The sequence below is a fragment of the Aeromonas sp. 3P genome (assembly GCF_051919745.1).
Taxonomy (GTDB): domain Bacteria; phylum Pseudomonadota; class Gammaproteobacteria; order Enterobacterales; family Aeromonadaceae; genus Aeromonas; species Aeromonas veronii.
In genome coordinates this window covers 1,731,357-1,752,688 of sequence record NZ_JBQBED010000001.1, presented here as the reverse complement: position 1 = coordinate 1,752,688, position 21,332 = coordinate 1,731,357, and the positions used below count along the sequence as shown (strand labels likewise).

Annotated in this window: 26 protein-coding genes, 1 tRNA gene and 1 other annotated feature; of the genes, 15 read left to right on the top strand and 12 right to left on the bottom strand. The window is 59.8% G+C overall.

What is annotated here, in order from left to right; all coding sequences use genetic code 11:
- Positions 1-163: 163 nt before the first annotated feature.
- The 11 genes from radC to ACTG19_RS07775 form a co-directional block, all read right to left on the bottom strand.
- On the bottom strand, positions 164-661 hold the full coding sequence (gene radC / locus ACTG19_RS07825; RefSeq protein WP_025201148.1) for a RadC family protein: 498 nt from the start codon (positions 659-661) through the stop codon (positions 164-166).
- Between the two features lie 71 nt (positions 662-732).
- Positions 733-1,029: a hypothetical protein gene (locus ACTG19_RS07820; RefSeq protein WP_234918443.1), complete on the bottom strand. Its 297-nt coding sequence runs from the start codon at positions 1,027-1,029 to the stop codon at positions 733-735.
- Positions 1,022-1,432 carry a hypothetical protein gene (locus tag ACTG19_RS07815; protein ID WP_025201149.1) on the bottom strand — a complete coding sequence of 137 codons (411 nt, stop codon included), beginning with the start codon at positions 1,430-1,432 and terminating at the stop codon, positions 1,022-1,024. Before ACTG19_RS07815 ends, ACTG19_RS07820 begins: the two co-directional genes overlap by 8 nt.
- Positions 1,433-1,441: 9 nt before the next feature.
- The gene (locus tag ACTG19_RS07810) at positions 1,442-1,867 is read right to left on the bottom strand and encodes a DUF2787 domain-containing protein (protein ID WP_025201150.1); all 426 of its coding nucleotides are present in this window, start codon (positions 1,865-1,867) and stop codon (positions 1,442-1,444) included.
- Between the two features lie 19 nt (positions 1,868-1,886).
- Positions 1,887-2,234 (bottom strand): YkvA family protein, encoded by a 348-nt coding sequence (locus ACTG19_RS07805; RefSeq protein ID WP_025201151.1) that lies wholly within the window; start codon positions 2,232-2,234, stop codon positions 1,887-1,889.
- Between the two features lie 83 nt (positions 2,235-2,317).
- Positions 2,318-2,593, bottom strand: coding sequence for a hypothetical protein (locus ACTG19_RS07800; RefSeq protein ID WP_025201152.1), 276 nt, complete (start codon positions 2,591-2,593; stop codon positions 2,318-2,320).
- A gap of 77 nt (positions 2,594-2,670) precedes the next feature.
- Positions 2,671-3,651 (bottom strand): recombination directionality factor, encoded by a 981-nt coding sequence (locus ACTG19_RS07795; protein ID WP_181497540.1) that lies wholly within the window; start codon positions 3,649-3,651, stop codon positions 2,671-2,673.
- Complete coding sequence (locus tag ACTG19_RS07790; protein WP_201939244.1) at positions 3,648-4,637, bottom strand: YqaJ viral recombinase family nuclease; 990 nt, start codon at positions 4,635-4,637, stop codon at positions 3,648-3,650. The genes ACTG19_RS07795 and ACTG19_RS07790 overlap by 4 nt, the downstream gene beginning before the upstream one ends.
- A gap of 94 nt (positions 4,638-4,731) precedes the next feature.
- Entirely contained in the window at positions 4,732-5,682 is a 951-nt protein-coding gene (locus ACTG19_RS07785; protein ID WP_139392548.1) for a DUF932 domain-containing protein, read from the bottom strand.
- A gap of 235 nt (positions 5,683-5,917) precedes the next feature.
- A tRNA-Arg gene (locus tag ACTG19_RS07780) sits at positions 5,918-5,994 on the bottom strand.
- A gap of 50 nt (positions 5,995-6,044) precedes the next feature.
- Positions 6,045-7,199: a flagellar assembly protein FlgT gene (locus ACTG19_RS07775; RefSeq protein ID WP_113739022.1), complete on the bottom strand. Its 1,155-nt coding sequence runs from the start codon at positions 7,197-7,199 to the stop codon at positions 6,045-6,047.
- 201 nt (positions 7,200-7,400) lie between these two features.
- On the opposite strand from ACTG19_RS07775, the gene ACTG19_RS07770 reads away from it, so the two are divergent.
- A complete protein-coding gene (locus ACTG19_RS07770) occupies positions 7,401-8,021 on the top strand; it encodes a FlgO family outer membrane protein (protein WP_005338718.1) in 621 nt (206 codons plus the stop codon).
- Positions 8,022-8,031: 10 nt separating this feature from the next.
- The gene (locus tag ACTG19_RS07765) at positions 8,032-8,457 is read left to right on the top strand and encodes an LPP20 family lipoprotein (RefSeq protein ID WP_005338717.1); all 426 of its coding nucleotides are present in this window, start codon (positions 8,032-8,034) and stop codon (positions 8,455-8,457) included.
- Positions 8,458-8,532: 75 nt separating this feature from the next.
- On the opposite strand, the gene pheA is transcribed toward ACTG19_RS07765, so the two are convergent.
- A complete protein-coding gene (gene pheA / locus ACTG19_RS07760) occupies positions 8,533-9,705 on the bottom strand; it encodes a prephenate dehydratase (RefSeq protein ID WP_005338715.1) in 1,173 nt (390 codons plus the stop codon).
- 38 nt (positions 9,706-9,743) lie between these two features.
- Positions 9,744-9,865 (bottom strand) — a sequence feature (Phe leader region).
- Between the two features lie 170 nt (positions 9,866-10,035).
- Here pheA and ACTG19_RS07755 point away from each other — a divergent pair.
- From ACTG19_RS07755 to ACTG19_RS07695, 13 genes are all read left to right on the top strand, one after another.
- A complete protein-coding gene (locus tag ACTG19_RS07755; RefSeq protein ID WP_257687106.1) occupies positions 10,036-10,647 on the top strand; it encodes an HAD family hydrolase in 612 nt (203 codons plus the stop codon).
- Positions 10,648-10,665: 18 nt separating this feature from the next.
- Positions 10,666-10,944, top strand: a complete 279-nt coding sequence (locus ACTG19_RS07750) for a DUF6482 family protein (RefSeq protein WP_005338699.1) — start codon at positions 10,666-10,668, stop codon at positions 10,942-10,944.
- Between the two features lie 79 nt (positions 10,945-11,023).
- On the top strand, positions 11,024-11,860 hold the full coding sequence (locus ACTG19_RS07745; RefSeq protein ID WP_101530819.1) for a hypothetical protein: 837 nt from the start codon (positions 11,024-11,026) through the stop codon (positions 11,858-11,860).
- Positions 11,861-11,966: 106 nt separating this feature from the next.
- Positions 11,967-12,539: a DUF3157 family protein gene (locus ACTG19_RS07740; protein WP_113739017.1), complete on the top strand. Its 573-nt coding sequence runs from the start codon at positions 11,967-11,969 to the stop codon at positions 12,537-12,539.
- Between the two features lie 189 nt (positions 12,540-12,728).
- Positions 12,729-13,376 (top strand): autotransporter, encoded by a 648-nt coding sequence (locus tag ACTG19_RS07735; RefSeq protein ID WP_113739016.1) that lies wholly within the window; start codon positions 12,729-12,731, stop codon positions 13,374-13,376.
- Positions 13,377-13,556: 180 nt separating this feature from the next.
- Positions 13,557-14,504, top strand: coding sequence for a YbgA family protein (locus ACTG19_RS07730; RefSeq protein WP_113739015.1), 948 nt, complete (start codon positions 13,557-13,559; stop codon positions 14,502-14,504).
- Positions 14,505-14,573: 69 nt separating this feature from the next.
- Entirely contained in the window at positions 14,574-15,461 is an 888-nt protein-coding gene (locus ACTG19_RS07725; RefSeq protein ID WP_439988944.1) for a MerR family transcriptional regulator, read from the top strand.
- A complete protein-coding gene (gene phrB / locus ACTG19_RS07720) occupies positions 15,458-16,879 on the top strand; it encodes a deoxyribodipyrimidine photo-lyase (protein WP_113739013.1) in 1,422 nt (473 codons plus the stop codon). Before ACTG19_RS07725 ends, phrB begins: the two co-directional genes overlap by 4 nt.
- A gap of 1 nt (position 16,880) precedes the next feature.
- Positions 16,881-17,309 carry a nuclear transport factor 2 family protein gene (locus ACTG19_RS07715; RefSeq protein ID WP_113739012.1) on the top strand — a complete coding sequence of 143 codons (429 nt, stop codon included), beginning with the start codon at positions 16,881-16,883 and terminating at the stop codon, positions 17,307-17,309.
- A complete protein-coding gene (locus ACTG19_RS07710) occupies positions 17,306-18,040 on the top strand; it encodes an SDR family NAD(P)-dependent oxidoreductase (RefSeq protein WP_113739011.1) in 735 nt (244 codons plus the stop codon). Before ACTG19_RS07715 ends, ACTG19_RS07710 begins: the two co-directional genes overlap by 4 nt.
- The gene (locus tag ACTG19_RS07705; protein ID WP_107682467.1) at positions 18,037-19,296 is read left to right on the top strand and encodes an NAD(P)/FAD-dependent oxidoreductase; all 1,260 of its coding nucleotides are present in this window, start codon (positions 18,037-18,039) and stop codon (positions 19,294-19,296) included. The genes ACTG19_RS07710 and ACTG19_RS07705 overlap by 4 nt, the downstream gene beginning before the upstream one ends.
- Positions 19,293-20,075: a DUF1365 domain-containing protein gene (locus tag ACTG19_RS07700; protein WP_113739010.1), complete on the top strand. Its 783-nt coding sequence runs from the start codon at positions 19,293-19,295 to the stop codon at positions 20,073-20,075. Before ACTG19_RS07705 ends, ACTG19_RS07700 begins: the two co-directional genes overlap by 4 nt.
- Positions 20,075-21,331: a class I SAM-dependent methyltransferase gene (locus ACTG19_RS07695; protein ID WP_439988943.1), complete on the top strand. Its 1,257-nt coding sequence runs from the start codon at positions 20,075-20,077 to the stop codon at positions 21,329-21,331. The genes ACTG19_RS07700 and ACTG19_RS07695 overlap by 1 nt, the downstream gene beginning before the upstream one ends.
- Position 21,332 lies beyond the last annotated feature (1 nt).

The window sequence follows — 21,332 nt, the reverse complement described above, 5'->3', positions numbered from 1 at the left end:
TCGTTCGACAATTGCACGTGCGCCAAAATGTGGTTGAACTTGGGTGTGTAATCCCCAACTCCCTATGGTTCCCATTTTCTGTGTACTCCTAATGATGGTAAGTCGTAGTAGAGCTCACTGCTGACCATGCCTTCCTCCATGTGCTCCCTGACCGGCGTGGTAGTTACAAATTCCCTCGTTCTGCCAGCGACACCACACCCTCAGTACCGACGACCAGATGATCCAAAATCCGGATATCCACCAGTGCCAGGGCATTCTGTAGGCGCAGGGTGATCTCGATATCTGCCCGGCTGGGTTCCGGGTATCCCGACGGGTGGTTATGCACCAATATCAGGGCGGCAGCATTGTAGTGCAGTGCCCGCTTGACCACATCGCGGGGGTAGACGGTTGCAGCGGACAGGGTGCCAAGGAACAGCTCTTCATAGGCCAAGATCCGATGCTGGTTATCGAGGAACAGTGCAGCAAAAACTTCGCGATCCCGTGTTTGCAGCAGCCCTTGCAGGGCTTGATGGGCCAAGTGTTTATCGGTAATAGCTTCTCCCTTGGCCAGTTTCTGCCGGGCAATCTGGTTGGCGATAGTCAACAGGTCCTCTTCGTTAATCAGCTCAGTGACGAGATAGGTGCCGGGGATCTCCCCGGCGATCAATTTGTGATGCAACATGATTGGGCTCCATACGCTATCGCCCCACCACATTGGACGCGGCAGGCTAGGCGAAGTAGTTGGTTAATGGGTTACTGAATGGGGTGTGACCACTGGCTTGGCTGGCTGTGTTCAGGCCGCCAAGGTGTGCGGGTGTAGTCGTGCAGCGGAATGTGGTAACTGGTGGCTAGTAGGGTGCCTAACTGGGTTAGCCAGCTGTGATCCGGGTGATCGCACAGCCATTGCGCCAGTGCGTCGCCCCGTTCGTTTTCATAGCGCAGGTAGAGGGTATAACCGTCCACCGGCAGGCCCTGGTCATGCACCACTTCAATCTGACCATCGTGTTCAAGATAAGCCTCCAGCTCGATGGCGATCACGGCGTTAATCATCTTCGGTCTCCTTGTCAGGGATGGGGTCACTCTCCACCGCATAGCCGCGATGGATGCAGATGCGCTGCAGGTCAGCCAGAAAGTTGGCCAGTACGCGAGGTTGCTCGTTGAGCGGGACTGGCCCTGCCTGGCAATGCCAGAAACAGCGACGTTCGGGGTCGATGCAGATTTCATCCCTCGGCTGGCTCATGGTGTGCCAGTCCTCAGCATTGGTGAGAGATAGCAGTTGCCACTGCATCCCGGACCAACGCACTTGCAGGGTGACGGTGCGGGCTAGTGGGCTCTCCGGGGTCAGGTGCAGCAGCCAACGCTGACCACTGCTGGTGGGTGTTATCTTGGCGTTGGCGGCGATTTGTCCCAACCACTGACGTGAGTAGTGGGAGAGCGCTAATTCTTGGCTCATCGTGTCCTCCTAATCTCCTGCGACCGTGACGCTGAAGCATTCCAACCGGCAGTAGGCAATGAAGTTGCACTGCCAGATGTCGAACAATTCTCGCGCTTCGGCCAACCGCAGCGGTCCCCAGCCCAACATGGTGTGTTCCCCATCGAGGAAGTTGAAATCGAGCTCCTTGCAGAGCTCCGTATCTTGGCCCTGCCCCTGGTAGCTGAAGTCGGTGACGTAATCGAACAGCCAGCCATCGAGCCCACGGATCAGGCGGATCTCGACTGGGTGCACACCACCTTGTTCGACGCTGTAGCCGGGGTTACGAAAGTTGAAGGTCAGTTGGGTTAAGCACTCAAGATTGAGCTCGGTTTTAGCGACTTCCTGGTCGAGCAGAACCAGCAATGCTTGGTCAACGGGCAGGGCAAAGCCGTCCCGGAAAAAGGGAATAGTCATGATGTACTCCTTGTGGGGGTTAATCTTGTCCGAACAGCTCGCGCATTTTTCTGGCCACACGGGCACGGATCTGTTCATCAATAAAGGCGGCAATGCTGGCGAGCGCCGCACTCAGTACCGCAATGTCATCGGTGAGTCCCATCGGCAACACATCCGGGATCGCATCAATGGGGGAGATAAAGTAGGCCAGCGCACTGTAGATCAGCAGCTTGGCCCAAAGTGGCAGGTCATCCTTCTGGCTGGTGTAGTAGAGCAACAGGCAGGTTTCGATAAAGGGTCGACCGGCACGTTTGGCAAAGGCCCAGAGTTTTTGCCAAAAGCCTTGGTGATCGAACGGCTCGCATTCAGGGGGAATGCAGGGTGGCATAGTGCGTCTCCTCTACGGGTGGGTGAATGGCAGAAATAAAAAGAGGAGGCAAATGCCTCCTCTTGGATGGGAATGAGTGTGAGCTATTGGTCCCACATCAAGCAGTCAAACTCGGGGGTATTGGTGGCGGGCAGAACTGATGCCACCTCTTGGGTCGGCAGTGCGAGCTGCTTGCCGTCAGCCGTTAAAATGCTGATCGACTTGGCCTTACGTAGCTTGCCCCACATGTCGAAGAAGTTGTTCTCACCGACACGGGACTCGGTCTCATAGGGCGCATCGTATTGGCTGCCATCGACGATGATGGAGAAAGCCTGCCCAGCATAAGGGCCGTACTCCTTGCCCTGTACCGTGGCCGTCATGCTGACCGAACCCTGTTGCTGGAAACGGTAGAACGGTTGGTGGAGCGGTTGGCGCGTCCTCGCTGATCATCCACCATTCACTGGGGAGGGGATGGGGTCCCTTTCCCCAATTTGTTGGTGAGTGGACTCCTTCTTGGTTGTGGTCTCTGTGGCGTTCTGGTTGCTTTGCCTAGCGGGACGTGAGGTGAGGTTGTCGCCTCAGAACCATTGATACCATTCGCCGTCTCGTCGCTGTTGGCTTCGGGATAGAACTCCTCCAGCAGCATCGGCACCTCTTCATCGATATCCTCAAATTGGCCATTGCGCAGCAGGTCGCGAGCGGCCTGTTCCATCTGGTCGATGGCGAGCCCCGCCTCTTGATCACGCCGGGCGGCCTCCAGTGCTTGCCTGACTGCCTCAGTCAGGTTGGTTTCTTCCCGCAAGGTCAAATCCACGTAGTAGACCGGTGTGCGGTACGACTGGGTGGTGCTCTTGGCCCGCAACCGCAGGGTGAGCGGCAGATAGCGGGTATGACCCCCGCTCACTGCCTCCAGGTACTTCAGTCGCGCAGCCAGGGTGCGTACCGAGTTGTAGCCGGTGGTGCGGAAGATAAAGCTACCCAGCTCATCCCCTTGCCCCTCCACAAACAGGTTCAGTCGTCCGTACAGCTTGCAGCCCTGTTGCCCTGCAAAGGCGCAGCGCTCTGGTCCTGGACAGCTGACTTCCTCCATGCCTTGCGCCCCCACACGTCTCGCCACCTCCCCATTCCCGACACAGAGCGGCCTGCCGGTTTGCCGGTCAAAGGCGCTGTATTCCGCCCGCAGATTCAAGTCGCTGTCGTTGAACAGCACCCGCACTGGAATGGCGCGGATCTTGGTTTGCTCCTGACCTTGGCCACTCTTTTGCGATGAGTAGTGTTGATGCAGGGGATGGAGCAACCATCCCCCCTTTTGCTGTACCTGGGTGGTGAGGGTGAAGCTGTCGTCCTTCTCCGGTACCCACTTATCCTGTTTTTGCACCAGCTTGCCGATGCAGATCCGCCCGATCACGGGCGGGGTGATCGCCAGTCCTTTGATCATGGTGTTTGCCTCAAGGGTTGAATGGTGAAACGGCGCACGCCGGGCACCGGTTTGACATAACGGGTGAGCAGGTCGGGATGATCCTGACCGAGCTTATCCAGATCCGGTGCCAGCCGGTCTTTGCTGCGCTTCCAAGTGATCTTGCCGTTGGCAAACAGCCCGGCAGTGGCTTCACCTAAGGTGGCTTGCAGCCGCTGCTTGAGCTGCGACTCCTGCAGCTCGACAGCTTCCTTCTGCTGACGCAATCGCAGCAGCTCCCCAAACAGTTGGTTGAACTCGGGAGAATCGGAGAGATCTACCGTCTGGCCATCATCGCGGGGAAACAGCCAGCTCAGGGCATTGGCGGCATCATTGGAGCCGTCAGGCTCGGGCTGCTGGTCTTGTTGCACCATCTGCCAGAACTGCGCTTCCCGCTCGGTGAGATCCTGGATCTTCTCCTCATCGCGCTCGATGCGGTAAATCCGAAAATCCTGGCCGCCGATCAGCACTGCCACCTCAGCCCAGGCATGGCCGGTAACCGCTAATTGATGCAGTACCTGACACTGATAAGCCACCGGCACACCTTCCTCCCACTGGGGGGCGCTGTGATAGCTGGCGGTCTTGATCTCCAGAATGCCCGGCCCATCGGGATGGCCGACTACCTCCCGATCGAGGTTGGCGAGCATGAAGGGTTGCTCGGGGTGTTGCAGCACAGCATTGACCCGTCGCACCTTGTAGCCGGTGCGTTTGGCATAGACCTGTGCCAGCACAGGTTCGAGCTCGATGCCCCACAGTACCGCTTCCTTGTGTGAGATATCCTCCGGCTCCTTGCGGCCGGTCTTCTCCAGCCAAAGGCTGAGCGGACATTTGTAGGGGGAGAGCCCCACTGCCACGGCGGCATCGGAGGAGCCAATGCCGAGTTTGCGGATAGCGAGCCACTGCTCGCGGGTTAATTGGGTAGTGGAGGCCAGCCGCAGGGCTTGGCCGTATTTGGCTTTTGCTTTCATGACGACTCCTTGTTGACGGCATAAATGGCAACGCCCGGATTGGCTTGCGCCAGTCCGGGTGAGGTCGTTATGCGGTTTAGAGAGGGAAGAGGAATTACTGCAGCAGAGTGAGTGCCTGATTCAGGGCTTGGGATTTGAGTTGGGCGCCCTGACCAAACCAGGCGGAATCAAGCCGGTGATCCTGGCTGCGAGCACGGCGATGGTGATCCACGTATTCCGTTACCGCATTGACCAGCCCCCAGGCGGTATTGCGGGAGCTGACAAGTTCTGAGCCCATGCCTGCGCCCTGATAGAGCTCATGCAGCCGTTGTACCGGCTTGGTGAGGATGATGTTCTCCTCATCCAGCGGTTGCGCCAACAGGTCGCTGAAAAAGCGCAGTGCCTCTTCGGGGGCCACGGGCCGCTGTGCCAGCGCCTTGGTCTGCGCCTTAAATTCATCCCAATGAGAGAGCCCCAGCCCGAGCGACTCTTTGACGGCAGCTGCATCGAACTGAGTAGAGTGGGGCACCTTGATGGCACCGGTAGCGCCGCGCAGTGCCATCTGTAGGGTGTTGTTGCAGACTACCCGCAGCGAGGTGAACTGCGCCGTGGTGCAGAGCGTGCCGTCGCAGCTGGTCGCCAGCAGCAAATAGGACTTTACCAAGTCATTGCCTTTGAGCTTTAGGTCCTGACCTGTTTTAGCCAGAGCCCACAGCTTGCGGCCGCCTTTAAGCGAGCCTGCTGTTTCCAGCTCAAAGCCACCGGCTTCTACCAGATCTTGATAGAAGTGCAGCACCTCGTGAGGCTGTACCACGTTGTAGCGACTTGAGACCACCGATAGGGGGGCGAGGGTATCGGAGCGATACAGCACCTTGCTGTCGCTGTAGGGGCGGATATGCAGTGCATCGGAGGCGACGTTAAACATCACGTCGCTCTGCTCGATGGTCCAATCCATCCCGGCTGCCTGTAGCCAGATATCGAGAGATTGTTGCGGGGGCAAAATATTGCCAAGGCCATGCCAAGGGGTTTGGCCGGTGTAGGCCATGGTGTCGATCAGGTGAGCCATATCTCCTCCAGGAATTGTGAAATGCAGACATTCAGCCTGCTAACTCATGTAGGTGATGTAGGTTTGAAAGTTTATTGAATAGGATGTGTTTACCATTCAATTCTCATTTTTAAGGGTGGCGTTACAGCATGATCGTGTTGTGCAATGAACTGCATTGGAGGGGTACGGAGAGGGGTACGGGGCCAAAAACGACCAAGGGGTTAGCATCGTGATGATGCTAACCCCTTGTTTTATATGGCGCTCCCGACTGGAGTCGAACCAGTGGCCTGTCCCTTAGGAGGGGACCGCTCTATCCTGCTGAGCTACGGGAGCTGTGTGGCGGGCATTATACAAGAAGCAACTCCCTTTTAAACCCTTGATTCTTATTCCAATACTGCCAAATCCCCATTCTGGATGTTAAACGGCGAATATTTGTTCTGGCTGCTGATGATGGCGCCATCGTCGAATACCTGCACCACTTCGAACAGGCCGTCGGCCGGGTTGCGCATCATGCGCGACTTGCCGTAGGGGTCGATGAAGTCGGCGTTGTGCTGGATGCGGAACTGGTCGCCGAGCTTGACACCGTTGCGCCGTCCCAGATTGATGTAGGGGCCGCGTTCGTTCTGGCCGACCACTCTTGCGGTGACCGGGGCACAGGTGAGCTGGGCTACCAGATCCTGAGCCGCCTGTTGCAACTGGTAGTTGACCTCCTGGCCATAACTTGACTGCCAGAACTGGCCGCTGCTGCTGCCCACTTGCTCCCGCTTGCCAAAGGTCCAGGTGGCGCGCCCTTCGTAGGCCTTGCGGTTGACCAGACTGCCGTTGATGCCATCGAACAGGTAGAGCTGCATGCGAAAGTTGCGTACGGGATCCTCATACCAGCTGGTCAGCTGGTTGCCCTGCGGCTCGATGGAGAGATCGTCGATGCTGCCGAGCACCAGATACTGGCTGTCGGTACGCAGGCTGAGCGCCTTGATCTCTTCGAGGGCACTGCGATCCCCCTGTTGCAGATGCAGCGGGTCGATGCGCAGGTTTTCATCCAGCCACTGGCGCACCGCGACCCCTTGCGGCGCGTTGGCGAGGGTTTCGAACAGTCGTCGCGAGAGGTTCTCAGGCATGTCGTCCATGGCGCCATAGCTTGCTTGATCTGGATAGCGCATCCGCAGCCTCACCAGTGTCAAATCCTTGGCGAAGTGCTGGGTCTGGCAGATCTGGCGTTCGGCCTGAATGTCGGCCACTAGCGTGATGTACATGCGGCCGTTGCGCACCTCTTCCCGCTTGAGCCGGTACTGGCGAATGTCGCCGCCGGAGCGGATCTGGATCTGCTCGGATCGCAGGCTGCCATTTTCCAGACGCTGCACGCTGGAAACGGCCGCGCCGCTGGCTAGCAAGGCTTGACGTAGGGCGTCGCGGGTCGCCTGCTCGCGGGCATAGACCTCATCACCCCCCAGAATGGCGGCGCTGCCCTGCGCTTCGATAAGCTCGGCTCGGGCGCTCAGGCTGGCCAGCAGCAGGGTCAACAGCAGCGGTAATTTCATAGCAGATACCTTGAGTTGGCGGGCAGCCGAGCCATGTTGAGGAAATGGCGCCTGCTGACCGACATGGATCACAACACGTTCCAAGTGGTAGCGCACGTTGGCGCTGACCATTAAAAAAGCAAGAATCATGCCTCATTCCCGGCTCAAGCTTTGTCCGGCGCGTCCGATAATAAGTCAGGTGCAGATACAGGAAAGGTATCCATGAACAAACTCATCACGGCGTTGGCGCTCGCCCTGGCATTGACCGGGTGCGGCTCCGACCCTATCAATCGGGATCAGGGTGACCCCCGCCAGGCGGCGCAGGGGATGGAGCTCAACTGGCTGGTGGCGCGTATGACCGACCAGCTGATGGAGCGCAAATCGCTGACCACCCTGACCGAGCCCATCGCGGTGGCCTCTTTCGTTGATCTCGACACCCTGCAGGATACCAACTGGATGGGGCAGCAGATTGAGGAGAGCTTTATCTACGAGCTCAACCGCCGCGGCGAGGTGGTGGTGGACTTCAAGCTGACCGGTAGCATCAAGGTGACGCCGCAGGGGGACTTCGTGCTGAGCCGCAACTATAAGGAGCTCTCTTCCCGTTTGCCGATCTCCCGCATTCTGGTCGGCACCTTCAGCCGCAATAGCAAGGGGATCCTGGTCAATGCCCGCGTTATCGACATGCGCACCAAGATGGTGGAGACCACGGCCCAGAGCCTGATCCCGCAAAAATATCTGTTCGGTGCCAACAACTCGTTTGGTCGGGCATCGATCAATCGCGGTTATCTGATGCGTGACAGTCAGGCCCGGCCGGGTGGTCATCTGGTCAACCTGACCCCGTGAGGAGCGAGTCATGAAGATCCTGTTTGGTTGCCTGTTGGCACTCTTGCTCACCGGTTGCAGCGGCAACCGGGTGGTGGATTACACCCAGGGTGGCAAACCCGATGATTTTCCGGTGCTCAAGGCGGTGGGGTATGCGGTGATCGACATCCAGCCCGGCCCCTCCCAGTCGGAGAAGATGCTGCAAGCCATTCGCGCTTCCAAGATGGATGCATATCGCGAGCTGGCCGAGCAGCTCAATGGTCAGCAGGTGCGCGGCCAGAGCAGCTATCGTGACCTGACCCAGACCTCCAACTCGCTGGATGTGTCGGTCGCCGGTGTGGTGCGTGGTGCCCGGGTGGTTGCCTCCTATCCGCGCGGCAATACCTATGCCACCGAGATGGAGCTCGATACCCGTGCCCTCTACAACATCAACCAGCTGATGGCCGGTCAGTTCTGAGTTGATGGGCTTGCCGTGAAAACCGGCATCAAAAAAAGGCGAGCAGGGTGCTCGCCTTTTGTCGTCGTGGGCTGGTTAGCTCCCCATCAGCACCGGCGGCACTGCGGTAGGTTTCACATCCTCGCTCGGGTAGCAGCCCAGCACCTTGATATAGCGGGTGATCTTGGTCAGTTCCACCAGTGCGGCCTGCATCGCCGGGGTCTGCAGGTTGGCGGAGACATCGAGGTAGAACATCTCTTCCCACGGGTTGCCCTGCACCGGACGGGACTCCAGCTTAGTCATGTTGATCTCGTGGCTGCGTAGTACCAGCAGCGCCTCGACCAGCGAACCCGGCTTCTGGGAGGTGGACATGATGAGGGTGGTCTTGGCCGGGATCTGCGGTGCCACGTCGATGGGTTTGCGCGCCACCACGATGAAGCGGCTGTAGTTCTCTTTCTGGTTGGCGAGCTGCTCTGCCAGCACGTCCAAGCCATACAGTTCGCCACCGGCGGCGCTGCCGATGGCGGCGGCCTCCGGGCTGGCCAGCTCTTTCACCTTCATCATGGCGCTGGAGGAGGAGTCGCAGATCTCGTGACGCGCCCCTTCCAGCTTGCTCAGATAGTGGGAGCACTGCTGGAACACCTGCGGGTGGGCATAGAAGGTCTTGATGCGGCCAAGCTCGGTCGGTACGGCGGTGAGGATGCAGTGCTCGATGGGGTAGGTGAGCTCGCCGACGATGGAGAGGCTGGTGTGCTGCATCACGTCATAGACTTCGTTGATGGAGCCCGAGCTGGTGTTCTCGATGGGCAGCACACCGAAGGCGGCGCGGCCTGACTCCACCGCATCCAGCACTTCGCGGAAGTTCTGGCAGTTCACCTCGATCACCTGATCCTTGTAGCGCGCCAGATATTTGCGGGCGGCCAGGCTGGAGTAGGAACCGCGCGGCCCCAGATAGGCGACGCTGGTCATCGGCTCCTGCTGCTCCGGGTTGAGCAGGCTCTGCAGATAGGCCTGCTGGGAGAGCACAGAGTCTTCGATGATGGTGTGATAGATGCGAGTGATGTACTGGGCATCCAACCCAAGCACGCGCCCTTTCTGGATCAGGGCGACCAGCAGCTCCTGCTCCCGCTGGTGGTCACGAATGGGGCGCGGGTTGGCTTGCTTGGCACGGGCGACCTCGATGCTGAGGGTCTTGCGTTTCGCCAGCAGGGCAAGCAGCTCCTGATCCAACCGGGTGATGTCTTGTCTGATCTCGTCGAGCGTTGCCATGATTGTTCCCTATCCAAGTAATCGATTGATATTAATGCAAAAAAAAGCCTCCGCTAGGGGAGGCTAGATTCGTCTTTGCTTTCTGTTCACACGACGACAGGCCTTCCCTCAAGCGGGCCGGATAAACGAGAAAGCAAAGAAGAATGGTGCGTGCATAGGTGTGTCCTTGAGGTAACGTCATAACCATTAAGGGATTTGTCGGTCTGATGCAAGTAAAACTTGCCCGCAGGCGGGGATGGGGGCAGGTTATCCGGTTAAGAAAATGGCGTATGAGCGATGTTCTGTTGACTCTGTTTTGATGACTGAAACCCAGTGGGGGAGGTAAAGACGATGGCGATTATTTTCGATCTGGGACGGGTGGTGGTGAGCTGGGATCCGGTAGGCATAGTGCGTTCCGTGCGTGGCCCGCAAGGGGCCGAACAGTTGGCCAAGCAGCTCTTTAACCACCCGGATTGGCTGGAGGTAGACAGAGGCACCATGTCGCTCCACACCATGGCCCGGGAAGCGCAAGCGCGCACCGGCCTCTCTGCGGCACAGAATCTGGCCATTTTACAGGCAGTTCCTGCCTCCCTGATGCCAGATCCCGCTATGCTAACCCTGATAGCCGAGCTGCACGGGGCGGGGCACACCCTGTATGCCCTCTCCAACATGGGTCATGCCAGCATCGACTGGTTGGAGCAGCATCAGGATTTCTGGCGCTTCTTTAGCGGCAAGGTGGTGTCGGCGCGGGTGCGGATGATGAAGCCGGAGCCGGATATCTATCGCTATCTGCTGGTGTCGTTCGATCTGAAACCGGCAGAGTGTATCTTCATCGATGACAGTCCCGCCAACATCGCAGCCGCCGAGGCCCTCGGTATCAGGGGGATCGTCTTTACCGACGCGGCAAGTTGCCGCCAGCAACTGGGTGAGCTGGGCTGTTTGCCCGCCACCGGCAAGGGGTGATGCCCCTCTAGGAGCACTATGGAGCATGGCCGGTTTCGCAATTGGCTCAGTCACTATCCCGAGGCGACCCTGATCATCGCCTGCAAGGATGGCAGCGGTTATCAGCTCTGTGTTGAGGCTGAAGGGGAGTGCCTCTGCCTGACCGACAGCGAGGGAGGGCGCCTGACCTTCACCTCGCTGGATCAGGCGCAGGGTTTCTTGCGAGCCCATCGGGTTCACCAAGCAAGATTACGAATTTATGACGCCCAAAATGAAGATTTAGCAGCAGAATCACAGGAAATAATCATCAAGTTTTAATTTTAACCAGACTCTTTAAGGGTCTATTCAGTTTGTTTGCCGCACAATACTGCACCTGTTCATCATCCGGAGCTGTTTAATGGGTGCCAATGTAGTTGTACTGAATCAGGGATATGATCACTCTTTTCAAGCCAGGGAACAGCTGCTGATTGAGCGACTGGCAAGTTTTGACGAGCTGGTTGTCTCTTTTTCGGGACGGTTGGAATCCTGCTACAGCATCGAGCTGTGCCGCGCTGCCGGTGTGAAAATCCACGCAATTACCCTCGATAATCCGACCCGCAGTCGTAGCGAAGTGGCCCGTGCCCGCCGTTATTGCCAGCGTTATGGCATCGATCACTGGGTCATCAAGAGTGACGAGATCGTCTTTTGCGATCGCCTGCCAAATATTGAAGGGCTGATCGACCCGGTTCGCCGCATTGGTGAGTATGTGCAGACTCGTCCGGAATGGACTCATCTGCCGTTGCTGGTTCCGGCAGCGGTGGAGGAGCGTGATGATTATCTTGCCCAGTTCGGGTCTCTGCCTGCCAACTCCATCTGGTTTTTTGCCGACAACGGATTGATGCGCCGCGATTATCGTTACGGCTTCAACAAGCGTCAGCTCGGTCGTTGGGGCAAGGGGAGCAACGGTTGCCTCAGCAATCGCTTCACCAATCCACGGCAGCTTGAGCAGCGTTATCTGCGAATGGTGGATCAGGCCGAGCAGATGCTGGCCGACATGGGGCTGGACGAGGCACAGGTCTTTTTCCATACCCTGTGCGACTCCTCCACCACCCTGGCCCGGGTGCGTCTGCCAGAACATCAGCGTGCGCAGGCATTTGATATGCAATCGGATATTTTGTCTGCCCTCAAGGGGAGCAAGTTCGATCTGGTGACCCTGGATATGGCACAGAAAGAGCGGCACGATCTCGCCATCTAGCCTGCGGGCAAGCGATGCCGGTGCCAGAACGTGAGTGCTGTCATAGGCAAGGGGCGACGGGACTGTTTATACTGTCGCCCTTTCACCCGTTACCGAGCTTCGCCCTATGAAACCCTTCTCCCGTCTGCTGATTGCCCTGTGCCTCTCCCCCGTACTGGCGCAGGCTGCCCCTCTTTCTCAGGTGACGCTGCCCGATGGCCGGCAGGTTCAGCTCAACGACGACTTCACCTGGGAGTATCTGGTGGTCAAACCGGCCGAGCCTGTGCAGGGCGTGGCTGCTGATGGGAAGGCTGGGGCCGTGGTGGCCGTCGCGGCCCCGGTGTTGACCGATCAGGCCAAGGCCAATCCGGACCTGCTTGCCCAGATGGCGCGTGACGGTGTGGTGGTCAAACTGGACAAGATCGAGGGATCTGACCCGCTGGTGCTGACCTTTATGGTGAGCAATACCGGCACCCGCAATGTAGTCGGGGTGCATGGCATGGTGACCCTGTTCAGTGCTGACGGGGTGCAGCTGAGCCGTCAGGAGGCCCGCTTCTGGGTTGCCGAGAATCGTCTGCCGGAAACCTATCTGCGCAAGGGGCAAGCCCGTCCGTCGCTGGCACTCGAGATCCCCCGTCCTGCCGGATTGACCGGTCAGCCGCTGGTGCGGGTCGAAATTGACGAGGTGGTCTTCCGCTGATTTGGCGTTGTTCCGGCCCATGCAAACTGTTTGGGCCGGCAACTTGTTGCCGCTGACACCCCCTGCAATATCTGCTTACATCTGACATGGTTCTGCAACAGCTTGCAGCTCGGCAAGCCGGGAACCTGATCGCAAAATGACTCCATACCAGCTCGCTAGCAACGGGCCCAATCACATGGAGTTATCATCATGAAAAAAGCAACTGTCTCTTTTCTGGTTCTGGCCGGGTTTGCCTCTACTTCCGTTATGGCGCAGGATGCCTTCAGCTACGCCAAGGGTTCCGCCACCTGGGCGCACACCAAATCCGACTATCTGAACAACAACCCGCTGTTCCCACGTGATGCCAGCAATCAGGGCACTCGCGATTTTGGCGGTGTGACGCTGGATCTCTCCAAATCGTTTGCCAACAACTTCTACGGTCGTCTGCTCTCCGAGGGCACCTCTGCCCAGCACGGCAATGACAGCATGGGTATCGGCAGCCTGGGTATCGGTGTGTTCACCCCGCTTAGCACCGGCCTGAACCTTTACGGTGAAACCGGTCTGATGGGTTACACCATGGAGCGCGAGCAGGCGTATGACGTCAAGGGCTGGGATCTGGTGAGCCGCAAGAGCAGCGGCAGCATGTACGGTGAAGTGGGTCTGCGCTACGACATCGGCGACATCGAGCTCTCCACCGCTTATCGCTACGCCAACATGACCGACGATATGCACGACTTCAAGGTGGGCGGTGCCTACAAGCTCAACCAGAACTGGGCGCTGACTGCCGATTACACCTATCGCAACTGGGATCTGCAAAAAGGTTCCATCTCCAGCCTGGGTGTGAAGTACAGCTTCTAATCCCCCTTCCCGTAGTCCGTAGTGTCTTGATTTTTACCCATGGCGTTCGCCATGGGTTTTTTCTTTTTCCGGTGATCCCTTTTTTCTCCTTGTGTCGTATCAGTCGCAAATAGTTATACAACTTTCATTTTTTTGTATAACTGCTATAACTGAATCAATGCTTATACAAGGAGCGTCATCATGTACAAGATTAAAGTCGGTATCAGTGCCTGCCTGCTGGGACAAGAGGTACGTTTCGATGGGGGCCACAAGCGCTCCAGCTTCTGCGAACGGGATCTTGGCGCTCACTTTGACTATCACCCCGTCTGTCCCGAGATGGCCATCGGTCTAGGGGCGCCTCGCGCCGCCATCCGGCTGGTCAAGCGCAACGGCGAGATCCGCGCCGAGGCGAGCAACGGCAGCTTCGATGTCACCGAAAAGCTGATTGCCTTCAGCGAGCAGAAAGCGCGCCAGCTCGACTTCATCTCCGGCTATATCCTCTGTGCCAAATCACCCAGCTGTGGCATGGAGCGGGTCAAGGTCTATGGCGCCAACAACGAGGGGAGCGCCAAGGAGGGGATCGGCCTGTTTGCCAAGGCGTTGATGGAGGCCAACCCCCTGCTGCCGGTGGAAGAGGATGGTCGCCTGTGCGACCCCATCCTGCGGGAGAACTTCGTGCTGCGGGTCTTTGCCTACCACGACTGGCAGCAGCTCTGCGCCCGCGGCATTACCGCCTCTGCGCTGATCCGCTTCCACTCCCGCTACAAGTATCTGGTGCTCTCCCATGCCACCACCCACTACCGCATCCTCGGCAAGCTGCTCGGTAATCTGGGCAAGTCCACCAATTTGCAGGATGTGGCCGACAACTACATCAAGGGATTGATGACGGCGCTGACCCTGCGAGCCAACCGCCGCAGCCACACCAATGTGCTGATGCACCTGCAGGGCTACTTCAAGCGGGTGTTGACCCCGGCCCAGAAGCAGGAGCTTGCCGATACCATCGACAAGTACCGCACCGGTATCTTCCCCTTGCTGGTGCCGCTCACCCTGATCCGTCACTACCTGCGCGAGTACCCCAATCCCTATCTCGCCGAGCAGGTATATCTCAATCCACACCCCGATACGCTGAAATTGCGTTACGGGCTCTGAATCCGTTCTGTTGCCCCGGCGCATGGTTTGCGCCGGGGGGCTTTACCCCTCTGTTTGATGGACGTTGTCATGTCTGATTTATCGCAAGAAGTTGCTCCTCTGGCTGATGAGGGGATCTACCCCATTCGCGAGGTCTCCCGCCTCACCGGCGTCAACGCCGTGACCCTGCGCGCCTGGCAGCGCCGCTACGGTCTGGTGCAACCGGCTCGCACCGAAAAGGGCCACCGCCTCTATAGCGAGCAGGATATCCGCCAGATCGGCGAGATCCTGAGTTGGCTGGATCGGGGAGTGAGTATCGGGCAGGTAAAGGGGCTCTTGAGCGAACCCCATTCCGAGCCAGTGAGCGATCACTGGCAGCAAACCCTGGAGCAGTTCAGTCAGGCGCTGCTCGCCTTCAACCAGCGCAAGGCGGAGTCCGAGCTTAACGACCTGCTGGCGAGCTACCCGTTCGAGCTGGTGCGCAGCCGGGTACTGCAACCGCTGGTGGAGCGGCTGCTGGGGCTGTGGCGTGAACGGCCCGATGGCGAGCTGCTGCAACAGGTGTGGCTGGGCTGGCTCCATACCCGCTTCGCCCGCCACCTGATCGAGCAGGAGAAGGGCGTGCCGATCACGCTGGCGAACTGGGGACAGGTTGGCCCCCTCGATTTGGTCTGGGCAGCCTACGAGTTGATCGGTCAGGGTTATGAGGTGCAACTGCTGGGGGCGGTCGAGCCGCGCCATGCCAGCTTGCTGGAGGGGCGTGCCGTTACCCCCTGGCTGGTGCTGCTGGGGGCAGGGCTCGGCAAACAGGAGCTGGCCGCCGGGTGGCCCGCAGGTACGCGCCTGTTTGGCGAACTGGGGCGCCTCTACGACGATGAGTGGCTTAAAGCCCATGGCTGGCAGGCGAGCCTTGCCGAGCTGATGGCGGATGCCCCAGATGCTGCTGGCACCAGCGGACGCGGGAGGAAAAAATCATGAAACTGGTCTGGTTTCGCAACGATCTGCGCCTTGCCGACAACCCTGCGCTGCGGCATGCCTGCGCCGGTGATGAGCCGGTGGCCGCGCTCTTTATCATCCCTCCTACCCAATGGCGGCAGCACAAAATGGCCCCCATCCGTCAGCGCTTTATGTTGGCGCAGGTGGATGAGTTGGGCCGCGAGCTGGCGGCGCTCGGCATCCCGCTCCATCTGCTGCGAGTGGAGACTTTTGCCGAGGTGCCCGCTGTGTTGGCAAACCTCTGCCGCGAGCAGGGGGTGACCCAGCTCTACGCCAATCAGGCTATCGAGATCGATGAGCAGCGCCGCGATCACGCCGTCAGCGCCGCGCTGGCAGAGCAGGCGGTGAGTTGTCACTGGTTCAACGGCTGCTGCGTATTGCCGCCGGGGCGGGTACTGACCGGCTCGGGTGAGATGTTCAAGGTGTTCACCCCTTTCAGCCGCGCCTGGCTCAAGGCACTCGACGAGGAGGGATTTGTCATTCATCGCGCTCCTGCACCGCGTGGCGAGCCTTTGCCTTGGCAGCTGCTGGCTGAGCGGGCGTGGGTTGATGAAGCGCTCTGCGAGCTGACGGTTGATCCGCGTTGGCCAGTGGGGGAGGCAGAAGCTCTGCGCCGTTTGAACATTTTTCTGGAACAGGCAGTGCTCGACTATGGGGAGACCCGGGATTTTCCTGCCATCGCGGGCACCTCTGTGCTCTCCCCCTATCTGGCGGCGGGCATTATCAGCCCCCGTCAGTGCGTGGCGGCGCTCCAGCAGCGGCTGGGCTATCGACCCCAGTCGAAAGCCCAGCCCGGCTTTGTCTGGCTCAATGAGCTCATCTGGCGCGAGTTCTATCGCCACCTGCTGGTACTGATCCCGACCCTCTCCATGAATCGCCCCTTCAAGCCCGAGACGGCGGACTTGCCGTGGAGTTGGGATCCGGATGCCTTCGCCGCCTGGTGCGAGGGGCGCACTGGCTACCCCATCGTCGATGCGGCGATGCGTTGTCTCAACGCCACCGGCTGGATGCACAACCGGCTGCGGATGATAGTGGCGAGCTTTCTCACCAAGGATCTCCATATCCACTGGCGGCTCGGGGAGGATTACTTCATGAGTCGGTTGATCGACGGCGATCTGGCGGCCAACAACGGCGGCTGGCAGTGGGCAGCGGGCACCGGCGCCGACGCGGCGCCCTATTTTCGGGTCTTCAACCCCACTACTCAGGGGCAACGATTTGATCCACAAGGGGAGTTTATCCGTACCTGGGTAACTGAACTGGCCGATATTCCCGCCGCTTATTTGCATCAGCCCCACGACTGGCTGCGGCTCAAGGGGCGACGTGATTATCCGGCACCCATGGTGGATCACGCCGTTGCCCGGGTGAGAGCCATCGAGATGTTTCGCTCTCTGGAGAAATAGGATGAACGAGCCGCTGGCCCGCTTTATTGGCCTCTATCAGCAACTGGACAAACAGCAGTTGCACCGCTTGCCCGATGTCTATGCCGAACAGGTGGTCTTTACCGATCCGGCCCACCGTATCGAGGGGCTGGCGGCCCTTGGCGACTATTTTGCCGCCCTCTATCAGCGCCTCGCCTACTGCCGCTTCGTCATCACCAGTCAGCAGCAGCAAGGGCCTCAGGCCTGGCTCGGCTGGACCATGACCTTCTCTCACCCCAGATTGCGTGGTGGTGAGCCGGTGACGGTGGAGGGGGCCACCCGCCTCGAATTCGACGAGGCGGGCAAGGTGTGCCAGCACCGGGACTATTTTGACCTGGGCGCCATGCTCTACGAGCAGTTGCCGCTGCTCGGGCCAGTGGTGCGCACTATCAAGATGAGGCTGGGCGCATGAGCGGCCGGGTGCTTATTACAGGCGCGACCTCCGGCATCGGTCGTCAACTGGCGCTGGATTACCGGCGGGCAGGCTGGCAGGTGTGGGGTTGTGGCCGCGATGGCGAACGGCTGCAGGCGCTGGGGCTGGATGGCGTCACGCCGCTGCAATTTGATGCCCGGGATCTGGCCGCTATGAACGGGGTGGCTGCTACGCTGCCATTCCTCGATCTGCTGATCCTCAACGCAGGCAACTGCGAGTACATGGATGTGGCGGAGGGGTTTGACAGCGAGCTGTTTGCCCGTGTCATCGACACCAATCTGACAGCCACCGGCCATGCGCTGGCCGCCTTCTTGCCGCTGCTCGGGGCGGGATCTCGGCTTGCCATCGTCAGCTCGTCGGTGAGCTGGCTGCCGTTGCCACGAGCCGAGGCCTATGGCGCCTCAAAGGCGGCCCTCGACTATCTGGCGGATACCTTGCGCCTCGATTTGGCCAGCAAAGGGATCGGAGTAACCCTGATCCGCCCCGGCTTTGTCCAGACGCCGCTCACCGCCAAAAATGATTTTCCCATGCCCTGTCTGGTGACGGTGGAAGAGGCCTCCCGCGCCATCATGGACGGGCTGAACGCTGGTCGTCACCAGATCCACTTTCCCCGCCGTTTCATCTGGTTGCTGCGCCTGCTTGGTGCGCTGCCGGTGGGGCTCTGGCTGCGCCTTGGCCGTGCACTCGTATCGAAAGGAAGCCATTCATGAAGAAAAAGATCGCCATCGTCGGTTCAGGGATCTCGGGGCTCACCGCCGGTTTTCTGCTCCACAAACTCCATGACATCACCCTGTTCGAGGCGGCGCCGACTCTGGGCGGCCATACTGCGACCGTCGATGTGAATCAGGCTGGCCGCAGCTATGCCATCGACACCGGTTTTATCGTCTTCAACGATCGCACCTATCCCAACTTCTTGAAGTTGCTGGCACGGATCGGCATGGCGCGCCAACCGGCCGAGATGAGCTTTTCGGTAAAAAGCCCGGAGGGGCTGGAGTATAACGGCCACAACCTCGACACCCTGTTTGCCCAGCGCAGCAATCTGTTGAGCCCCCGTTTCTACGGTTTTGTCGCCGAGATTTTGCGCTTCAACCGGGAGGCGCGGGCTTGGCTGGCGGATGGTCAGCATCAGGGGGCTGGCCCCGAGCTGACCCTGGGGGACTTTCTGCTGGCGGGGGAGTTTAGCGACTACTTCGCCCGCCACTACATCTTGCCGATGGGAGCTGCGATCTGGTCATCGACCCTGGCCGATATGCGTGCCTTCCCCCTTGGCTTCTTCCTGCGCTTTTTTGCCAACCACGGCCTGCTCGATGTGGCCAATCGCCCCCAGTGGTACGTGATCCCGGGTGGCTCGCGGGAATATATCGGCCCCCTTACCGCGGGTTGGCAGTCGCAGATCCGCCTCGCCTGTCCGGTGCAGAGCGTACGGCGGGACGCGGACGGCGTGGTGATCCAGAGCAGTTACGGCGAGGAGCGGTTTGACGAGGTGATCTTCGCCTGCCACAGCGATCAGGCGCTGGCGCTGCTGGCGGATCCCGGCGAGCGGGAGCAGGCCATCCTCGGCGACATGCCCTATCAGGCCAACGATGTCTGGCTCCATACCGATGCTCGCTGCCTGCCCACCCGCCGCAAGGCCTGGGCCAGCTGGAACTATCAGCTCGATGGCAACGATGAGGCGCGGCCGCTGGTGAGCTACAACATGAACATCCTGCAGGGGGTGAACTCGCCGGAGCCCTTCTGCGTCAGCCTCAATCCCAAGGGCAAGGTGGATGAGAGCAAGGTACTGCGCCGCTTCGTCTACCACCATCCGGTGTTCAATCAGGCCTCTATTGCCGCCCAGCAGCGGCGCGCGGAGATCTGCGGCCAGCAGCACACCCACTTCTGTGGTGCCTACTGGTACAACGGCTTCCATGAGGATGGGGTGCGCAGCGCGCTGGATGTCGCCAGGCGCTTCGGAGCCGAGCTATGAACGGCGCCACCGTGGCCACCGAACATGAGCGTACAGACGAACTGGCTGGCGTCATCAGCGCCATCTGGCAGGGCTCGGTGCGCCACCGCCGTTTTGCACCGCGGGCTCACACCTTCTCCTACAGCCTCTTTATGCTGGGACTGGATCTCGACGAGCTGCCACAGCTCGATCAGGGGCGCTGGTTCGGGGTTGAGCGGGCTGGGCTGCTCTCGTTTCACCGCCATGACTATCTCAAGGGGAGTGAGGGAAGCCTCAAGCAGGCGGTGTGGCAGAAGGTGAGCGAGCTGGGTGGCGATGCCGAGCCCGAGGGGCGGGTACTGCTGCTCGGCAATGTGCGCTGTCTGGGGTTCTACTTCAGCCCGGTCAACTTCTACTTCTGCTACCGGCAGGGCGAGGCGCGCTATCTGCTGGCAGAGGTGTCGAACACCCCCTGGAACGAGCGTCACTACTACCTGCTCGATCTGGCGGCGCTGGCACCCCATGACAAGGATTTTCACGTCTCCCCCTTTATGGGGCTGGCGATGCGTTATCACTGGCGCATCAGGCCGCCCGCGCAGGAGACTCTGATCCATATCGAGAGCCATCCCGTATCCGGTGAAGCCAAGCTGTTTGACGCCACCCTGGCGCTCACTCGCGAACCCTTGTCGCGCAAGGGGTTGGTGGCCCTGCTGGCCCGCTGGCCATGGATGACCATGAAGGTGCTGCTCGGGATCTACTGGCAGGCCCTGCGTCTATTTATCAAACGAACCCCGATTTTTACCCATCCGGAGAGCCGCTAATGGAACTTGCTCAATCAACCCTCTCTGCCTCTTTCATCGACAAGGGGGCAAGACAAATGCTGCTCAATCTGCTGGGTCGCCTCGAACATGGCCAGCTGCTGCTGCGGGATGGCGGTGAGCGCCACAGCTTTGGCGTCGCGGGTACCGATCTGCATGCCGAACTGGTGGTGCAAGATCCTGCCTTCTATCGTCGCCTGTTGCTGGGGGGCAGCATTGCCGCCGGGGAAACCTGGGTGGAGGGGCTCTGGACCAGCCCGGACCCGGTGGCGCTGGTGCGGCTGCTGGCCCGGAATCTGACCCTGCTCGACTCCCTCGAGCGGCGCCTTGGCTGGCTCAGTTTCCCGTTCAACAAGGTGCGCCACTGGCTCAACCGCAATACCCTGACAGGTTCGCGCTCCAACATCGCCGCCCACTACGATCTCGGCAATACCCTCTATCAGGGGTTTCTCGACAGCCATATGCAGTACTCGAGCGCCATCTATCCGAGTGCCGAGGCCACGCTGGAAGAGGGACAGCAGGCCAAGCTGCGCACCATCTGCGAGCGGCTGGCGCTGGGGCCTGACGATCATCTGTTGGAGATCGGCACCGGCTGGGGCGGCCTCGCCGTCTATGCCGCCCGCCACTATGGCTGCCGGGTGACGACCACTACCATCTCCCGGGCCCAGCATGATTATGCCAAGGAGTGGATTGCGCGGGAGGGGCTGGGGGATCGCATCACCTTGCTGCTGGAGGATTACCGCAAGCTGGAGGGCACCTATGACAAGCTGGTCTCCATCGAGATGATCGAGGCGGTGGGGCATGCCTTCCTGCCCGACTATTTCCGCCAGCTGTCGCGGCTGCTCAAACCCGGTGGTCGCCTGCTCATCCAGGCCATCACCATCGCCGATCAGCGCCATGCCCAGTATCTGCGCGGAGTCGATTTCATCCAGCGCTACATCTTCCCCGGTGGCTGCCTGCCGAGCGTCTCCCAGATGGCGGGGCTGCTGGCGCGGGAGACCGACATGCAGCTGGTGCGGTTGCACGATCATGGTCATCACTATGCGCGCACCCTGGCTCACTGGTGCGAGCGTTTTCTGGCGCTGGCGCCCGAGCTGCCCAAGCTCGGTTACAGCCAAGATTTCATCCGGTTGTGGCACTTCTACTTTGCCTATTGCGAAGGGGGATTCTGGGAGCGCAGCATCAGTCTGGTGCAGCTGGAGGCCGCCAAGCCGGGGCCCGCTGGCTGGTCGGGTGATGTGCCAGTAAGCGGTCACTAAC

Bases quoted from the DNA above. Each gene is read 5' to 3' on its own strand.
- radC (WP_025201148.1), bottom strand. From the start codon at position 661: ATGTTGCATCACAAATTGATCGCCGGGGAGATCCCCGGCACCTATCTC.
- ACTG19_RS07820 (WP_234918443.1), bottom strand. From the start codon at position 1,029: ATGATTAACGCCGTGATCGCCATCGAGCTGGAGGCTTATCTTGAACAC.
- ACTG19_RS07815 (WP_025201149.1), bottom strand. From the start codon at position 1,432: ATGAGCCAAGAATTAGCGCTCTCCCACTACTCACGTCAGTGGTTGGGA.
- ACTG19_RS07810 (WP_025201150.1), bottom strand. From the start codon at position 1,867: ATGACTATTCCCTTTTTCCGGGACGGCTTTGCCCTGCCCGTTGACCAA.
- ACTG19_RS07805 (WP_025201151.1), bottom strand. From the start codon at position 2,234: ATGCCACCCTGCATTCCCCCTGAATGCGAGCCGTTCGATCACCAAGGC.
- ACTG19_RS07800 (WP_025201152.1), bottom strand. From the start codon at position 2,593: ATGACGGCCACGGTACAGGGCAAGGAGTACGGCCCTTATGCTGGGCAG.
- ACTG19_RS07795 (WP_181497540.1), bottom strand. From the start codon at position 3,651: ATGATCAAAGGACTGGCGATCACCCCGCCCGTGATCGGGCGGATCTGC.
- ACTG19_RS07790 (WP_201939244.1), bottom strand. From the start codon at position 4,637: ATGAAAGCAAAAGCCAAATACGGCCAAGCCCTGCGGCTGGCCTCCACT.
- ACTG19_RS07785 (WP_139392548.1), bottom strand. From the start codon at position 5,682: ATGGCTCACCTGATCGACACCATGGCCTACACCGGCCAAACCCCTTGG.
- ACTG19_RS07775 (WP_113739022.1), bottom strand. From the start codon at position 7,199: ATGAAATTACCGCTGCTGTTGACCCTGCTGCTGGCCAGCCTGAGCGCC.
- ACTG19_RS07770 (WP_005338718.1), top strand. From the start codon at position 7,401: ATGAACAAACTCATCACGGCGTTGGCGCTCGCCCTGGCATTGACCGGG.
- ACTG19_RS07765 (WP_005338717.1), top strand. From the start codon at position 8,032: ATGAAGATCCTGTTTGGTTGCCTGTTGGCACTCTTGCTCACCGGTTGC.
- pheA (WP_005338715.1), bottom strand. From the start codon at position 9,705: ATGGCAACGCTCGACGAGATCAGACAAGACATCACCCGGTTGGATCAG.
- ACTG19_RS07755 (WP_257687106.1), top strand. From the start codon at position 10,036: ATGGCGATTATTTTCGATCTGGGACGGGTGGTGGTGAGCTGGGATCCG.
- ACTG19_RS07750 (WP_005338699.1), top strand. From the start codon at position 10,666: ATGGAGCATGGCCGGTTTCGCAATTGGCTCAGTCACTATCCCGAGGCG.
- ACTG19_RS07745 (WP_101530819.1), top strand. From the start codon at position 11,024: ATGGGTGCCAATGTAGTTGTACTGAATCAGGGATATGATCACTCTTTT.
- ACTG19_RS07740 (WP_113739017.1), top strand. From the start codon at position 11,967: ATGAAACCCTTCTCCCGTCTGCTGATTGCCCTGTGCCTCTCCCCCGTA.
- ACTG19_RS07735 (WP_113739016.1), top strand. From the start codon at position 12,729: ATGAAAAAAGCAACTGTCTCTTTTCTGGTTCTGGCCGGGTTTGCCTCT.
- ACTG19_RS07730 (WP_113739015.1), top strand. From the start codon at position 13,557: ATGTACAAGATTAAAGTCGGTATCAGTGCCTGCCTGCTGGGACAAGAG.
- ACTG19_RS07725 (WP_439988944.1), top strand. From the start codon at position 14,574: ATGTCTGATTTATCGCAAGAAGTTGCTCCTCTGGCTGATGAGGGGATC.
- phrB (WP_113739013.1), top strand. From the start codon at position 15,458: ATGAAACTGGTCTGGTTTCGCAACGATCTGCGCCTTGCCGACAACCCT.
- ACTG19_RS07715 (WP_113739012.1), top strand. From the start codon at position 16,881: ATGAACGAGCCGCTGGCCCGCTTTATTGGCCTCTATCAGCAACTGGAC.
- ACTG19_RS07710 (WP_113739011.1), top strand. From the start codon at position 17,306: ATGAGCGGCCGGGTGCTTATTACAGGCGCGACCTCCGGCATCGGTCGT.
- ACTG19_RS07705 (WP_107682467.1), top strand. From the start codon at position 18,037: ATGAAGAAAAAGATCGCCATCGTCGGTTCAGGGATCTCGGGGCTCACC.
- ACTG19_RS07700 (WP_113739010.1), top strand. From the start codon at position 19,293: ATGAACGGCGCCACCGTGGCCACCGAACATGAGCGTACAGACGAACTG.
- ACTG19_RS07695 (WP_439988943.1), top strand. From the start codon at position 20,075: ATGGAACTTGCTCAATCAACCCTCTCTGCCTCTTTCATCGACAAGGGG.